A 15,756-nucleotide genomic window follows, 5' to 3' on the forward strand; every position below is an offset into this window, starting at 1 on the left:
GGGCGATGGTACAAAACCACCCGCAAGTGTCACGCAGCGCGTCGGTCCGCTCGGCCGAAGTCCTTGAGCCGGAGGCTGTTGGACACGACGAGCACCGAGGACAGCGACATCGCCGCCCCGGCGATCAGCGGGTTCAGCAGGCCCAGCGCGGCCAGCGGGATCGCGGCGACGTTGTACCCGAACGCCCAGAGCAGGTTCCCCCGGATGATCCGCAACGTGCGATCGGCGAGCCGGATGGCGTCGGGGACCACGCGCAGGTCTTCGCGGACCAGCACCATGTCGGCGGAGCGGACCGCGATGTCGCTGCCGTGTGCCATCGCCATGCCGAGATCCGCGGTGGCCAGCGCCGGACCGTCGTTGATCCCGTCGCCGACCATCGCGACCCGCGCTCCCCCGGCCCGCAGTTCCTCGATGACCGCGGCCTTCTCCGCGGGCAGCACCCCGGCGCGCACGTCGGAAACGCCGATCTCGTCCGCGACCACGCGGGCGGCGGTTTCGTTGTCGCCGGTCAGCAGCACGGTCCGCAGACCGAGCGCGTGCAGGGCGTCGACGGCGGCCCGCGCCGACGGCTTCACGACGTCCCGGACCTCCAGGTGCCCGGCGATCCGGCCGTCCACCGCGACGAGGATCGCCGTCGCACCGTCCGCCGCCGTGAAGTCGCAGGGGATCCCTCGATCGGCGAACAACCGCGCGTTGCCGACGAGGACGTCTTGCCCCTCGACCTCGCCTTGGGCGCCGAGCCCGGGCAGCGCGGTGAAGCGTTCGACCGGCGGCAGGTCCGGCAGCCCGGCCCGCGCCGCGGTCATCACGGCCGCCGCGATGGCGTGTTCCGAACCGGCCTCCACCGCGCCGGCGAACCGCAGCAACTCACCGGTGGTGAACCCGTCGGCGGGGCGGCAAGCGGTGACGGTCATCTTCCCGGTGGTGACGGTGCCGGTCTTGTCCAGTACGACGGTGTCCACCGTGCGGCTCGCCTCGAGCGCGTCCGGGCCCTTGATGAGGATGCCGAGCTGGGCGCCGCGGCCGACCCCGGCCATCAGCGCGGTCGGCGTCGCGAGCCCGAGCGCGCACGGGCAGGCGATGATCAGGACGGCGACGGCCGCCGCGAACCCTTCGCGCGCGGGCGCCCCGCCGAGCAGCCAGACCGCGAGCGTCAGCGCGGCCACGCCGAGCACGGCGGGGACGAACACCGCGCAGATCCGGTCGACCAGACGCTGCACCGCGGCCTTGCGGGCCTGGGCGCGTTCCGCGAGCGCGGTCATCTGGGCCAGCTGGGTATGCGTGCCGACCGCGGTCGCGCGGATGACGAGCCTGCCGTCACGGTTCACCGAAGCGCCGATGACCCGGTCCCCGGTGGTGACCTCCGCGGGCACCGGTTCACCGGTCACCGCGCTGACATCCACAGTGGACAGTCCGTTGTGGACCACGCCATCGGCGGCGACGGACTCCCCCGGCTTGACCACGAACAGGTCACCGACGGTCAGCTCGCCGATCGGGACCATCCGCTCGGCGCCGTCCCTCAGGACTCGGACGTCCTTGGCGGCCAAGGCGTCCAGCGCGGCCAGCAGTCCGGCGGCGCTGCGCCGGGACCGGCTCTCGAAGTACCGGCCCGCCAGCAGGAAGGTGGTCACCCCGGCGGCGACGTCGAGATAGATCGCGTCTGCGCCGGCCGCGGTCGGGCCGAAGCCGATCCAGTAACCGGGTTCGCTGCCGCCCGCGAAGGCGGACCAAGCCGACCACGCGAACGACGAGAGCACCCCCAGCGACACCAGAGTGTCCATACTGGACGAACGATGACGGAGGTTCCGCACCGTGGCCCGGTGGAACGGCAGCGCGGACCAGAACACCACGGGCACGGCCAACGCGAGGCACAGCAGCTCCCAGCCGGGGAACCGCAGCCGGGGCACCAGGGCGAGTGTGATCGAGAGGTTCCCCAGCGGGATCGCCAGCAACGCGGCGACGACCAGCCGTCGCCGGAGATCCCGGACCCTGGCGAAACCGAGGTCCGGATCCTCGTCGCCGCGGATCTCCGCCGTGTAGCCGGATTTGCGGACCCGCTCGATGAGCACGTCGTCGGCCAGCGTTTCGGGAACCTGCACGGTGGCACGCTCGGTCGCGTAGTTCACCGACGCGCGGACCCCGTCGAGTTTGTTCAGCGTGCGTTCCACCCGCGCCGAACAAGCGGCGCAGGTCATCCCCGACACGGTCAGTTCCACCGTGCGGACGGCGGACTCCGGCGCGGAAATCGTCATTTCGTGGCACTCCCAGGTTTCACCGTTGGTTCCTCGGTGGTGGAACAGGCGTCCTGGTGGTGTCGCGAGGCAGATTACCGGCGGCGGGAACCGGACCCGCCGCCGGGCCGACTACTGCGATGGTGGTGGAAACAGGTGTCTCAAGTCAGGCTTCGGTACAGGTGGTCGTGAGTGGCGTTCAAGGCCCCGGTCCATGAAAGCCTCCTTGCCTGCCCTGAAGTCGGTGCGCCCAATGACGAATCCGCCTAGGAGGCCTTAACGGGCTCGGGGCTCGCCACGTTCGCCCCATACGCACCAGCAGTCACACGTGCAGCGCGTGAAGGACTCCTTCCCTCGGCTGAGCCGAGGGAAGGAGTCCTTCACGCCATCCCCAAGTACAGGAAGGGGGGCCTTCACGTACTTCAACCGCGCCAGTTACGACCAGCGCGACCACTATGCCTGGCGTGGAGTCAGCGCGAGTTCGAAGGTGTTGCCGTCTCCCTGGAAGAGAGTGCTCACGTACGAGGTGAACGCGCCGCAGCCGGTCAGGGGCGCGAGCGAGTAGGTGCCGGCGAGCGCGCCGCCTTTCGCCATGGTGAAGCCGTCACCGGTGCGCAGTTCCGCCGTCGACGGGGCCGACGTCCGGCAGGACGGCCCGGTGCTGACCGGCATGCCGACGAGCGTGACGAGCGGGAGGACGGTGGTGAACCGGGGCCGCGCGACGAAACCGGTCCCGGCGAGGTCACCGCCCTGCGGTCCGTCGGCGACGAACTCCAGATCGGCCGAGCCCGGCAGGAAGCCGAACAGCCGGAAGTCGGTGTGCGCCTTGTCGAACACCGGGCCGCCGCTGAACACGGTGGCCGCGGTGGGGCTCAGATCGAACGTGCCGGTGAGCGGCGCGGCGGCACCGAGGGCTTTGACGCCGGTCTTCCCGGCGACCGCGTACCGGTGCCCGGCGGGTTTGTCGCCGAGTTCGAAGGAGAGCAGGACCGGGTCCTGGCCGGGGTCGAGCGCGCAGTCCGAGGTGAACGAGCCGAGCCCGGTGAAGGAACCATCGGCCTTCTTCGGGGTGAGACGGGTGGTGAAGTCGCCGACAGTGAGTGTCGTCTTGCCCGGTTTCGCCAGCGTGATGGTCGGGACGGAGCCGGTCGCCACCGTGCTGAACGAGCCGGACGGCGGCAGATCGGTTTTCGCGACGTTCAGTGGGAGACGCACGGGAAGCGGGTTCGCGTCGCCGTTGACCAGTGTCACGCCCGCCGTCGCGGTGCCTTCGATGGTGGTGGCGCCGACGAGGTTCAGCCCGCGGGCCGCCTTGTCCGGCACGGTCACGGTGATGGTCAGCCCGGAGGTGGTGAGCGTGCCGCCGGGCGCCGTCGGCACCTCGAAGTCGGCCTTGATGTTCACGTCGAGCTTCTGCAGCCCGATCAGCGGGAACGGGCAGGTGAACGACAGTTTCTTGTCGACAGGCGTGCCCGCCGCCGCGCTGCGGACGGCGACGAACAGCAGGCAGCCGGCGGTGATCAGCACGATGAGGCCCGCCGCGAGCAGCATCCGGACGTTGGCACGAAAGGGCATGGTCGCCTTCCCGAAAACGGCACCGGCCCCCGTCGCGGGAGGCGACGGGGACCGGCTGCCTGATTTACTTCTTGGTGAGGTTCAGGTCCAGCGTGTTGCCGTCGCTCTTGGCGAACGCGCTGACCCAGTCGTTCAGCTGACCGCAGTTCTGCAGCGCGGACAGCGAGTAGGTGCCGGTGAGCTTCCCGCCCTTGAGCAGGTCGAAGTCCGGACCCGTGGTCATCTCGCTGGTGGACGGGCTGACCGTGCCGCACTTCGGGTCGGTGCTGATGGGGATCCCGAAGATCTGCACGCTCGGCAGGAACACGTTGAACTTGATATGCGCCTTGAACCCGGTGCCGACGAGCTCACCGGTCTGCTTGCCGACCTGTTCGACCTTGATCTCCGAACGCCCGTCGATGAACCCGAACAGCTTGAACTGGGTGGACGACGGGTCGAGCTTCAGGTCACCGGTGAACGTCTTCGACGCGAGGTCCACGTCCGCGTCGAACCCACCGTTGATCGCGGCCGTGCTGCCGAGCGACTTCAGCGCGGTCTGGCCCTTGATGCCGAACGCGTACTTGAGTCCGCCGCCACCGGGGGTGGAGGTGGGCGGAGTCGTCGGCGTGGTCGGCGTCGTGGGGGTGGTGGGCGTGGTCGGGGTGGTGGGTGTGGTCGGCGTCGTCGTGCCGCCGCCCCCGTCACCGATCTTGATCGTGGCCAGGGTGTTGTTCTGGCCGGGATCCTGCGTGCAGGGCGCGTCGATCGTGCCGTCCGGCGTGATGCCGGTGACCGAACCGTCGGCCTTGCGCGGGGTGACCTTCAACTGCAGGTCTCCCACGGTGATCTTCGCCTCGCCGGGCTGGTTGAAGGTCAGCGAAGGCGTCTTGCCCGCCGCGTTGACCGTCATCTCGCCCGAGGTGGGGATGTTCTGCTTGGCGATGTCGTTCGGGACCTTGACCGGGAGGTTGAGCCCCGGCGCCGCCACGGTCGCCGCCGCGATGGCCTGGCCTTCCAGCGTGGTCGCACCGATCAGGTTGAGCCCGCTGACCGTGTCCGCGTTGATCGTGGAGACGGCCTTGATGTCGAACGTCCCGGTCGGCTGACCGGTCTTGACCGACAGCGGAAGATCGGTGTTGATCACCACCTTGAGCGACTGCGACCCCACGAGCGGCAGGTTGCAGTGATAGTTGAGCGGGAGCGAGATCGGATCGGCGACACTGGACTGTGCCCCGACCACGAGTACCGCGGTGGCAAGCCCCACGGCACCGGCAGCGGCGGCGGCGACCGCCTTCTTGGTTCCTCTACGGTGACTCACGATCGTCCTTCCGTGGTATCAACGATGATACGAAACGGCGTACAATTCCCCAGAGCAATGAATATCGGCCCGGGAGAATTCTCCGGGTAGCGACGATGTCTGACGGATCGCAACCGAACAGTAAACTAACGACGCGTCCGCACCGCTATCAAGTGCTTCCCCGGAAAAGTTGACGCGCCATCGGTAAATTGTCACGCTGGCACGGTGCGCCGGGGGTGTTCCTAGTAGCGACACATGGGTTTCCCCAGTTCAGAGCCGGATGAGGCCGTTCGCGGAACCGCTGACGAGGGTGACAATCGCGACCCGGAAAACTATCTCGCGCATGCCAATCCCTCTTTTCCGGGCCGCAGCCGCCTTGCCTGCCGGAATCTTTCGTGAGTAACCTCGCGGTTCAGCAAGCCGGTCGCCGCCGACCATCGCGGAATCCCGCTCGTCGTGCCGCGGCAGGCCCTCTTTCGCCGAATTCGACGGGGAAACCATGAAAAGAATGCGCCGCACGGCAGCGCGAATCGCGTTCGCCACCGTCTCCGTGACCGCCGCGGCGGTCCTGCTGAGCGCCTGCGGGTCGGACGACCCGGCCGACGCGGGCAGGCACGCCGACCCGGCCGCGCTCGCATGGGTGGACAAGGTGTGCTCGGGCGTCGCGACGGGCTCGGCGAAACTGTCCCAGCCGCCGGCGTTCGACCCCGCCAATCCGCAGGCGACGAAAACCGCCATGGTGAGTTTCCTGAACTCGCTCTCCGCCGCGCTCGACGACATGGCGGGCGGGATCCGGAACGCCGGTGTGCCGCCGGTCCCGGATGGACAGTCCGCCGTGGACAAGGCCACCACCACGCTCGGCGAGACCAAGTCGAAGGTGTCCGCCACCCTGACGCAGATGCAGGACGCGAAGGTCACCGACCAGGCGAGCCTGCAGAAGGTGGTCGCCGACGCGGACAGCACGATGAGCGGACTGAGCGAGCCGGAAGGCCCGATCAAGCATCTGCGCACCAACCCGGAACTGGATCTCGCGTTCACCGAGTCCACGACCTGCCGCCAGGTCTACGGCGGCAACGCCTGATCCCCCGACCAGCCACCCCGCCCTGGAGGCCCGGCCGTGCCGACCCCGTTCCCCCGCCCGTCCCGCCGGACACTCGCCGTCGCGCTGGCGATCGTCCTGTCCGCCGGTCTCCTGACCGTGCTGACCGGAAGCCCGGCGAGCTCCGCCGTCCCGGCGGCGTCCGACGATTCGTTCTACACCCCGCCGTCCCCGCTCCCGGCGGGCAAACCGGGTGACATCATCCGCTCGCGTATCTCGAAAGCCGGTCCGCGTAAGGATTCCGTCAACGCGTGGCAGGTCATGTACCTGTCGACGAACGCGCTCGGGCAGCCGGACGCGGTGACCGGGACCGTGCTGGTGCCGAAGAACGTGGACCCGGCGAAAGCGCCGATCGTCTCGTTCGCCGCCGGTACGCACGGTCCCGCGTTCACCTGCACACCGTCGAAGATGATCGACATCGGCGCGTTCTACGAGCAGTCCGGTCTCGACGACGCGCTCGACGCCGGGTACGCCGTCGCCCTCACCGACTACGAGGGCTACCGCCAGGATCCGAAGACGACGTACGTGGTCGGGCGTTCGGAAGGCCCGGCGGTGATCGACGTCGTCCGCGCCGCGCAGCGTCTGCCGGAGTCGAAACTGTCGGCCGACGCCAAGGTGCTCTTCCGCGGGTACTCGCAGGGCGGCGGGGCGGCCGCCTGGGCCGGCGAACTGCAGCCCACCTACGCGCCGGAGCTGAACCTCGTCGGCGTCGCCGCCGGCGGTGTGCCCGCCGACCTCGTCCAGGTCACCCTGCAGCTCGACGGGAAGTTCGGTTTCGGTGTCTTCGCCTACGCCCTGATCGGCCTGGACAACGCCTACCCCGAACTGAAACTGGACTCGTTCCTCAGCGACAACGGTCGCGTGAAGCTGGCCGAGATGCAGAAGAGCGCGTGCACGTTCGAGCTGCTCACCACCTACGCGAACAACAAGATCGCCGACTACACGACCAGCGCCGGGTACGTGCGCCCGGAATGGGTGAAGCGCCTCAACGAGAACAAGCTCGGCGGCACTCCCCCGAAGGTCCCGGTGTTCCTCTACCACGCCACCCAGGACCAGCTCGTGCAGTTCGCCCAGGCCGACGCGTTGCACAAGGCCTACTGCACCGCCGGGGTCAAGACGACCTGGAAGACCTTCGAGACCGACCACATCACGGCGGTCTACACCGGGAACGCCGACGTGCTCGCGTTCCTCAAGGACCGGGTCGCGGGCGCTCCGGCTACGTCGAACTGCGCCTGACGCACCGGTCGTGAGTGGCGATTCGGCTTAGAACCCGAATCGCCACTCACGACCCCGTATCGTCCATCCAGTCACGTGACCCAGCGTCCTTTGTGGACAGGAGCCGTCAGACGTCGGCGGGCCGCAGCCGTTCCGCGCGCAACGCCAGCTCGATCCGCAGCCGCTGATCCGGATCGTCCAGCCGCTCGCCGAACAGCTCGGAAAGCCGCCGCAGCCGCGCCCGCACCGTCTGCGGGTGCACCGCGAGCTGCCGGGCGATCTCGGGCGCACTCCCCCGCGTCTGCACCTGCGTGAGCAGGGTCGCGGACAGCTCGTCGTGCTGACGTGGCGCCAGCCCCGACAGCGGTTCCAGCGCCTCGCCCGCCAGGCGGTCGAGCAGGAACTCGTCGGCGAGCAACAGCAGCGTGGTGATGTGCTCCTCGCACCACAGCACCGGGCCGACCGTGGTGATCATGCCCCGCTGGGCGAGCTCGGACGCGCGGCGCGCGATGCGGTACGACTCGGCGGCTTGCGCGGTCGGAACGGACACCCCGACCGTCGCCGTCCAGCCGGACGGCAGCTCCCGCAGACCGCTCAGGTCGGCTTCGGGGCAGGCCACCAGCGCGCCGGGCACGTCGGAGACGAGATCGACGGGCACCGCCGAGGGCAGCAGACCGGCCGGGAACGAGGGCGCACCGGGTGCCGCGGTGAAGACGACCGCCGTGATCCGCTCCGGGATCCGCCAGCCGATGGCGACGGCGAGCGCGCCCGCGTCGGCCTGGCTGTACCCGGTGCCGCCGGCCAGTAGCCGGAACAACCGCGCCCGCTGCTCCGCGGGGCCCGTCGCCTCCGCCTGCGCGGCGTTGTAGCCGTCGGCCAGCGCCATCGTCACCTCGACGACGTCGCCGAACAGGCATTCGGCCGCTCCATAGAGGACGTCACCGGGCAGCTGGAGCTGGCGGCCGATCGAAGCGATCGAACGCCACAGCACCCGGCTCGAGACCCTGAACGCCGCCTGCGCGGCTTCCCGGCTGAGTCCTTGATGGAACGCGATGCGGCCCTGTGCGCGGAAATCGGCCAGGAGGTCGTTCTGCAGCAGTTCGGGGACGCCGACCCGGTCGATGGCGCGTTCGATACTGCGCCTGGTCAGCTCGACGGCCGCCGCGCGGGCCTCGCCGTCACTGAACACCTCGGCGCATTCACCGATCTCGGACACCACGCCTTCGACGCAGTGCCGGGCGATCGCCGGGATACGCGGGCGGACGGCGTCGCCGAGTTCCCTCGGCAGGCGTGCCCACAGGGCGCCGACGGGCTGCCAGCTCACGTGTGCGATCCCCCGTTGAGAAGTAGGCCGACGATTACGGGCACCAATTCCCTTTCGTCCGCGCGCCACCGGCGCACTCGAATGCACGGAGCGTAGAACCGCCGACACATCCGTGTCAAAAGACGTCACACCGAAACGCCCGTCCGTTGTCACCTCGGTGAGCCCCGCGACTTTCCGTTGCAAATTCAACGTCACATTCGGGGTACAGGCCGTCTGCCGATCCAGTACAAACGGCCCCGCACCGTTCCCGTCGATCCGACGTGGTTATGCAAACGGATTCATGTTTCTCTCCCCGGTTCGAAGAAAATCAAAGGGTGGTCTTGGTGGTCGAGTACCGCGGTTTCGGCATGCTGGCGACGTTGCCGCGTTCGCTCGGCGAAGAACTGCGTCCGTATACCGGGCACGCCGCGGCCGCCATGGTCAAACAGGTGCAGCGGTCGGTCACCGCGTATTCGCAGCCGCTGCGCGGTGTCTTCGGCCGCGTCCTGGTCGTGTCGTGCGAGCGGGCGGTGCGGCATTACGTGGATTGCATCGGCGATCCGGACCTCCCCCACGACCGCTGGATCGACTTCTACCGCATGCGCGGGCGGATGGAGTTCGCCGAGGGCCGGAGCCTGGAACCGTTGCACGACAGCGTGACCGTCGGCGCGCGGGCGGCATGGCGGGCGATGCGGCCCATCGTGCGCGGGCTCGGCGTCGGCCTCGACGTCATCGCGCTCGCGGCGGAGTCCGTCTTCGTCTACGTCGACGAACTCTGCGCCACGACGATCGAGGGCTATCAGCAGGCGGAAGCGAGGGCGGCGGGGGCGATCCCGCTCCGGCGGCGACGGCTGCTGGAGCTGATCGCCCAGGCGCCGGAAGGCTCGGCGTGCAGTATCGCCAGCCTGGCCGACGGCGCGGGCTGGCGGGTTCCGCGCGCCGCCGCGATGGTCGCGCTGCGGCGCGCCGCGGGTGCGCCCGCCTTTCCGGCCCATCTCCTCCCCGACACCGTGCTGGCCGACCTCGACGCCGCGGAGCCGTACCTGCTCACCGCGGATCCCGACACCGACCTCGCCCCGCTGAAGGACGCGCTGGACGGCTGGCGGGTGGCGGTCTCCCCCGTCGTACCGCTCGTCGACGCCCCTGCCGCGCTCCGCACCGCCCGCCGCGCGCTCCTGCTGACCGGCGAGGACGCGCCCGGCCCGGTCATCTGGTGCCGGGACCATCTCGCCACGCTGTGGCTGCTCGCCGAAGACTTCCTCGGCGCCGAACTCGCCAAGCAGAGCCTCGACCCGTTCACCTCGCTGAGCGAGAAACAACAGGAACGGCTCAGCGACACCCTGTTGGCATGGCTGGAAACCCGTGGCGGGGCACCGGAGATCGCGCAGCGGCTCGGCGTGCACCCGCAGACCGTGCGGAACCGCCTCCGTCAGCTGGAGGATCTGTTCGGCGACCGCCTCAGGGACGCCGACGACCGGTTGAACATGCAGCTCGCCCTGCGCGCGCAACGCCTCATGCGCGCTCACCGGCGCGACGAAGGGACCTGATGCGCCGCACTCGCCGTTCCGGTGGCCGCACGGTGGGGAGCACCCAGCGGAGGCCGCGGCGGGCGTGCTTCGCCCTCGGCTGGTCGACGTGGAAGTCAGCCCGGCAGGCCATCGCGTTTCTCCCCGTGGTGACGGGTGTTTACCGACGCTTTCCTGAATACCGGGACGGTGGGAAAATGTCGATGCGCAATAGGCCGTCGTCCCCGCTTTTGGCATCCGCCTCGGGGTCGGTCCCGGCATTCTTGTCATCCGGGTCGCAATCGCCGGACGTGTCCGGCGACACGCTGACGAACCCGGCGTTCCACACGTTATTTTGACGCCTGACAACGGAAAGGCGGGACATGGCCCTCCAAGCGCGCACACTGACCCTGCACGGCCGGGAAATCCGGCTGCGGGAATACGTTCCGTCCACAAAGGACGCGGCGGGCGAGCCACTCGTGCTGTTGCACGGGATCTCGGGCAGCGGCGAGACCTGGGTACCGTTGCTCGACCACTTCGAGCGAAGCGGGTTCGGGCGCCGCGTCCTCGTCCCGGACCTTCCCGGACACGGCGATTCGGCCGCCCCGCGGGCCGACTACGGCCTCGGCGCGATGGCCAGCGTGGTGCGCGACGTCCTCGCGCTCACCGGGAACCGGCACGCCACCATCGTCGGGCACTCCCTCGGCGGCGGGATCGCGATGCAGTTCGCCTACCAATTCCCCGAGATGTGCGCCCGGCTGGTTCTCGTGGGCAGCGCCGGGCTCGGCCCGCAGGTGACCCCGGTGCTGCGCGCGACGGCGCTGCCAGGCGCCAACGCGACGCTTTCCCTGGCGGTCAACCCCGCCACCGTCGCGATCGCGCGCGGGCTCGCCGCGGCCTGCCGGTCCCTCGGCGGGAAACTTGCCCCCGAGACCCGCGAGCTGACCCGTCACCTTGCGTCACTGGCCGACCCGGGCAGGCGGCGCGCGTTCCTGTTCATCGCCCGCAGCCTGATCGACCTCCGCGGCCAGCGCGCGAGCGCGATCGACAAGCTCTATCTCGCCAAGGAGGTGCCGACACTCGTTGTCTGGGGCGCGCACGATCCGCTCATCCCCGTCGCGCACGGCCGGAAGACCGCCGAAGTGCTGCCGGACAGCCGATTGACCGTGTTCGAAAATGCGAAACACTTTCCACATGTGGCCGACCCGGCCCGGTTCGCCGGCGAGCTCGAACGCTTCCTCGCCGCGACCGCACCCGCCAGGCTGAGCCTGGACGAGGTCGTCGAGGTGCTCATCCGCGCCAGCGAGGCGGCGGAAGCGCCCGAAAACGTCCCGGAAAAGTTGTCATCCGGACGCCATCTCAAGCCCGCCTAAATGTCACTCGCCACCGGATCCGACCACCCGTTCGGGTGTAGTCCATCCAGGTGGCCGATCAAGCTCCCGCCAGCCGTTGACAGTCCTCTCGGCCGGATTTTATGTTGCGTGAGCCACAAAATCTGGATCGGCTTCACCGTTGAAGAGGCTGATTTTGTTGCCAGCAAGGATAAAAACATGACCGACTTGGATACCGGATTCTCGCGGCACGATCTGCGGACCGCACGACCCGACCCCGACGTGCGCCACCCCGCCACCCCGCACCGCCAGCCACCGGGTCCGGTCCAGCGACCGCGCGCCTTCACGCCGGCACCGAGAACCCCAGTGGAGAACCGACCTGTGCGCAGCACCGGTGCGAATGGACTGTGGGCGTCACTGCCCAGAGACCTGGGCGAGCGGTTCCGGCCGCGGGCCGACCCCTTGGCACGAGCCATCCTGCAGGAGGTGCAACGAGCCGTTCCCGAATACGCGCAGCCGTTGGAAGGCGCGTTCGGACAGATGATCACGCAGGGTATCCGGCAGGCGATCCTGCACTGCCTCGATACCGTCGGTCAGGGGACGGCGCCGCTCGACAAGTGGTCGGCGGTCTTCCGCAACCTCGGGAAGGTCGAATTCAGCGAGGGCCGCAGTCTCGACTGCCTGCAGACGGCCTACCGCGTCGGCGGCCGTGTCGCGTGGCGGCACGTATCGGAATTCGGGCAGGCGATCGGAGCGGACGCCGATCTCCTGTGCACCGCGGCCGAAGCGATTTTCGCTTACGTGGACGAGATTTCCGCACTGTCCATCGAGGGCTACACGGCCGCTCAGGAACGGGCCGCGGGCACCAGGGCGAGACGCAGGCGCCGGTTGCTCGAACTGATGCTCTCCGATCCCCCCTCCTCACCGCAGTCGATCGCGTCGCACGCCGCGAACGCCCAGTGGGCACTGCCCACCGAAGTCACGGTCGTCGCACTGGAACGACGGCTCGGCCCGCTGGACCCCGACAGCGCCGATCTGGACGCCGACGTCCTGGTCGACTTCGAAGGTCCGAAGCCCTGTTTGGTGACCGGCGACCCGGACAAGCACCTGAAGGATCTCGCCGAACGGCTTCCCGGCTGGCGCGCGGTGATCGGCCCGGCCGTGCGGCTCACCGAAGCGCCGCGGTCCCTGCTGTGGGCGCGCCGCACCCTGCGGCTGGTCCAGCGCGGGGTCCTGCCGGACAATCCGGTCACGCGGTACAGCGATCACCTGTCCACCCTGTGGCTGCTCGCCGACGAGTTCCTGGTCCGTGAGCTGTGCACGCGCAGCCTCGCGCCGTTCGACGACCTCACGCCCAAACAGCGGGCGCGGCTCGGGGAGACGTTGCTGATCTGGCTCCAGTCGCGGGGCAGCGCTCCGGAGATCGCGAAGAAGCTCAAGGTCCACCCGCAGACCGTCCGGTACCGCATGCACCAGCTCATCGATCTCTTCGGCGACCGGTTGAACAACGCCGACGACCGGCTCGACATGGAGATCGCCCTGCGCGCGGAGGCCCTGCTCGCCGACGACTGACCAGCTCAGCGTTTCCCACTCACAACGAGGTGACGAGGTGACCCGACCGCAGGACGCCCGCAGCGGGGTCGAGGCGACGTACGGACCGCTGCTCACGCCCGCCCGGCCGGGTGGGCCGAGCGGGCGTCCGGTCCAGCTCTGGGCGCTGCTGCCGAGAGAACTGGCGACCGTGTTCCGGCCGGGGCTGGGCGATACGGCCGGGGAGGTGGTCCGGGAGATCCAGCGGACCATCCCCGAGTACGCGCGGCCGCTGGACGGCGCGTTCGGGAAGGCGCTCAAGACCGGCGTGCAGATGGCGTTCGTGCAGTTCCTGGAACGCCTCGGAAACCCCGAGGCGCCGTCGGAGGACCGGCGGAGCGTGTTCGTGAGCCTGGGCGTCCAGGAGTTCCATCAGGGCCGCAACGTCGACGTCCTCCAGGCGGCCTACCGGGTGGGCGCCAGGGTGACCTGGCGGCGGATGGCCGAAATCGGACGCCGCGCCGGGGTGCCTTCCGCGACGCTGTGCCTGCTCGCGGAGGCCATCTTCGCCTACATCGACGAGCTTTCGGCCCTGTCGGTCGAGGGTCACGCGGAGGCACGGGAAAAGGCCGCCGGCGCACTGGAGCGCCGGCGGCACCGGCTCATGGAGCTCCTGCTCGCCGAACCCCCGTCGCCTCCCGAGGTCGTCAAACACGCCGCCGACCTGGCCCGCTGGCAACTGCCTGACCTGCTCGTCGCCGTCGCCCTCGACCAGCCGCCGGACGAGGCCCCGCCGGCCGCGCTCACCGACTTCGAAAGCACCTCACCCTGCCTGCTGCTGCCTGCTCCGGAACCGGACGAACGGGAGCGATTCGCCGAAGCCCTGGCGGGCACGCGGGCCGCGATCGGCCCCGCGGTCCCGCCCGTCTTCGCCGCCCGTTCCTTGCGCGCCGCCCAAGAGGCCCTGCGACTCGTCGACTCCGGCGGGCTCGTGGACGAACCCGTGACGTGGTGCGTCGACCATCTTTCGCGCCTGTGGCTGCTCAAGGAGCCGTTCCTGGCCGCCGAGCTCGTCCGGGAACGGCTCGGGCCGCTGGCCGGATTGACCGGCAAGCAACATTCGCGGCTGGCCGGGACGCTGCTGGCGTGGCTGGAGACCTGCGGGAACGTGCGCGAGGTGGCGGAACGGCTGGCGGTGCATCCGCAGACGGTGCGTTCTCGCGCTCAGGAACTGGAGGCGCTGTTCGCGGACGGGCTGCGGGATCCTGAGCGGCGGTTCGAGATGATCCTGGCTTTGCGGGCTGCTCCTTCTTGACGGTTTGCGCGTGAAGGCCCCCTTGCCTCGGCTGAGCCGAGGGAAGGAGGCCTTCACGCGCTGGGGTCTCAGGTTCCGCGACGCGGTCGACGTTGCGGATGCCGGCAGGACGGGGATGTCACTCACGGAAGCGGTTGGGGGACCTTGGTTGCGTTGAGTGAGGGGTGTGTGGAAATAGGGACGTTGAATGTCCCTATTTCCACACACCCCTCACCGAGGTGGCTCCCCGACCTCAGGCAGCCGCCAAAGCGGTCACCCGCCACTTCCCCTCGACCCGTTCCGCACTCACGCTCAACTGAGCCGCCCCCGTACTCCGCTGCCCGTCCCCCCGAACACCGGTCTGGTCCAGGAACACCAGCAGCGAAGCCCGATCCCCGTCGAGGACCTTGACGCCCGAGACCACCGCGGTCGAGGTCACGACCAGCTTCTGCTCCGCCGCGAGACCCCGCACCTGCGCGAACAGCTGGTCGTACTGCCCCAGCGCCGGCCCGGTGAGGACCGCCTTCGCGGCTTGCTCGCTCTTGGCGGGATCGTCGTATCGGTAGGAGAAGACCGTGCCGAGTGCCTTGCCGATCTGGTCGCTCACCTCCGCAGTGGTGGCGACGTCGGTCAGCGCGGCGTTGTGCGTCAGCGCCGCCGTCGCGTCCCGCGCCTCGATGGCGAACCACCCCGCGAGGCCCGCCATCACCACCGCGACGGCGCCGAACACCACCGCGCCCCGCCGCCGCACCGGAGCGGCGACGGGAGCAACGACGGGGGTTTCCTCGACAGGAGGTTCAAGAACCCGGGTGCTCCCGCCCATCTTCCCGGCCACCTTCACCGCGCGCCGCGCCGGTTTGTCGGCTCGTTTCGTGGTCATCGCGTCCTCCGTCAGGGCTTTCCGGTGTCGGTCACCGGCACCTGGCCGAGTGACGTGACGCGCCACCCGTCCGGCGTCCGGTTCAGGCCGGCGCGGAACCGGTTGTGCTTGGTCACGGCTTCCCCGCCTTCGGGCCGCACCTCGAGTTCGACCGAAGCGATCACCTCGGCCGTCCCGCCGCCACTGTCCACTTCGGTCACCGCGGCGTCGACGACCCGGCCGGTGGTGACGGTCTTCGCCTGGCCGATCCGGCCGAGGCCGCCTTCCCGGTCCCGCGCCAGCTCTTCGTGCAACGCGCCACCGGAGAGGTTCAGCCAATTCTGGTAGCCCTGTTCCGCCTGCCGATAGTCCAAAGTGGTCAGTGCGGCGACCGATTTCCTACCCACCTGCAAGGCTTCGTCGCGGACCGTGGCCCGCGCGACACCGTCGTCGCGGCTCGCGTCCCACCACGAGTAGCCGAACCAGGCCGCGGCCACGGTGGCGACGGCCGCGAGAAACGCGGCGATCCGAGTCATGG

General features: G+C 69.5%; 13 protein-coding genes. 6 read left to right on the forward strand and 7 right to left on the reverse strand.

The window, feature by feature from the left end; translation table 11 throughout:
• Nucleotides 1-29: 29 nt before the first annotated feature.
• The 4 genes from ED92_RS18045 to ED92_RS42520 form a co-directional block, all read right to left on the reverse strand.
• Nucleotides 30-2,252 (reverse strand): cation-translocating P-type ATPase, encoded by a 2,223-nt coding sequence (locus ED92_RS18045; RefSeq protein WP_037339446.1) that lies wholly within the window; start codon nucleotides 2,250-2,252, stop codon nucleotides 30-32.
• A 432-nt stretch (nucleotides 2,253-2,684) separates the two neighbouring features.
• Nucleotides 2,685-3,806 carry a DUF6801 domain-containing protein gene (locus tag ED92_RS18050; RefSeq protein WP_037339449.1) on the reverse strand — a complete coding sequence of 374 codons (1,122 nt, stop codon included), beginning with the start codon at nucleotides 3,804-3,806 and terminating at the stop codon, nucleotides 2,685-2,687.
• A 64-nt stretch (nucleotides 3,807-3,870) separates the two neighbouring features.
• Nucleotides 3,871-5,103 (reverse strand): DUF6801 domain-containing protein, encoded by a 1,233-nt coding sequence (locus ED92_RS18055; protein ID WP_037339451.1) that lies wholly within the window; start codon nucleotides 5,101-5,103, stop codon nucleotides 3,871-3,873.
• Between the two features lie 249 nt (nucleotides 5,104-5,352).
• Entirely contained in the window at nucleotides 5,353-5,625 is a 273-nt protein-coding gene (locus ED92_RS42520; protein ID WP_152610951.1) for a hypothetical protein, read from the reverse strand.
• Here ED92_RS42520 and ED92_RS18060 point away from each other — a divergent pair.
• Both ED92_RS18060 and ED92_RS18065 read left to right on the forward strand, forming a co-directional pair.
• The gene (locus tag ED92_RS18060; RefSeq protein ID WP_037339454.1) at nucleotides 5,591-6,163 is read left to right on the forward strand and encodes a hypothetical protein; all 573 of its coding nucleotides are present in this window, start codon (nucleotides 5,591-5,593) and stop codon (nucleotides 6,161-6,163) included. The two genes, ED92_RS42520 and ED92_RS18060, sit on opposite strands and share 35 nt — an antisense overlap.
• A gap of 36 nt (nucleotides 6,164-6,199) precedes the next feature.
• Complete coding sequence (locus ED92_RS18065) at nucleotides 6,200-7,417, forward strand: lipase family protein (RefSeq protein WP_037339457.1); 1,218 nt, start codon at nucleotides 6,200-6,202, stop codon at nucleotides 7,415-7,417.
• Nucleotides 7,418-7,523: 106 nt separating this feature from the next.
• Here the strand turns inward: ED92_RS18065 and ED92_RS18070 are convergent, their stop codons facing one another.
• Nucleotides 7,524-8,720 carry a CdaR family transcriptional regulator gene (locus ED92_RS18070; protein WP_037339460.1) on the reverse strand — a complete coding sequence of 399 codons (1,197 nt, stop codon included), beginning with the start codon at nucleotides 8,718-8,720 and terminating at the stop codon, nucleotides 7,524-7,526.
• Nucleotides 8,721-9,034: 314 nt separating this feature from the next.
• Here ED92_RS18070 and ED92_RS18075 point away from each other — a divergent pair, with 314 nt between their 5' ends.
• The 4 genes from ED92_RS18075 (at nucleotide 9,035) to ED92_RS18090 (ending at nucleotide 14,380) form a co-directional block, all read left to right on the forward strand.
• The gene (locus tag ED92_RS18075) at nucleotides 9,035-10,246 is read left to right on the forward strand and encodes a CdaR family transcriptional regulator (RefSeq protein WP_152610952.1); all 1,212 of its coding nucleotides are present in this window, start codon (nucleotides 9,035-9,037) and stop codon (nucleotides 10,244-10,246) included.
• A 341-nt stretch (nucleotides 10,247-10,587) separates the two neighbouring features.
• Entirely contained in the window at nucleotides 10,588-11,577 is a 990-nt protein-coding gene (locus tag ED92_RS18080) for an alpha/beta fold hydrolase (protein WP_037339463.1), read from the forward strand.
• A 339-nt stretch (nucleotides 11,578-11,916) separates the two neighbouring features.
• Nucleotides 11,917-13,107: a helix-turn-helix domain-containing protein gene (locus tag ED92_RS18085; protein WP_016335166.1), complete on the forward strand. Its 1,191-nt coding sequence runs from the start codon at nucleotides 11,917-11,919 to the stop codon at nucleotides 13,105-13,107.
• Nucleotides 13,108-13,144: 37 nt separating this feature from the next.
• Complete coding sequence (locus ED92_RS18090; protein ID WP_037339467.1) at nucleotides 13,145-14,380, forward strand: CdaR family transcriptional regulator; 1,236 nt, start codon at nucleotides 13,145-13,147, stop codon at nucleotides 14,378-14,380.
• 232 nt (nucleotides 14,381-14,612) lie between these two features.
• On the opposite strand, the gene ED92_RS18095 is transcribed toward ED92_RS18090, so the two are convergent.
• Together ED92_RS18095 and ED92_RS18100 are read right to left on the reverse strand one after the other, a co-directional pair.
• Nucleotides 14,613-15,239, reverse strand: coding sequence for a hypothetical protein (locus tag ED92_RS18095; protein WP_037339470.1), 627 nt, complete (start codon nucleotides 15,237-15,239; stop codon nucleotides 14,613-14,615).
• 11 nt (nucleotides 15,240-15,250) lie between these two features.
• A complete protein-coding gene (locus ED92_RS18100; protein ID WP_037339472.1) occupies nucleotides 15,251-15,754 on the reverse strand; it encodes a hypothetical protein in 504 nt (167 codons plus the stop codon).
• Between the last annotated feature and the right edge of the window lie 2 nt (nucleotides 15,755-15,756).

The organism is Amycolatopsis sp. MJM2582, from assembly GCF_000754115.1.
GTDB lineage: Bacteria > Actinomycetota > Actinomycetes > Mycobacteriales > Pseudonocardiaceae > Amycolatopsis > Amycolatopsis japonica.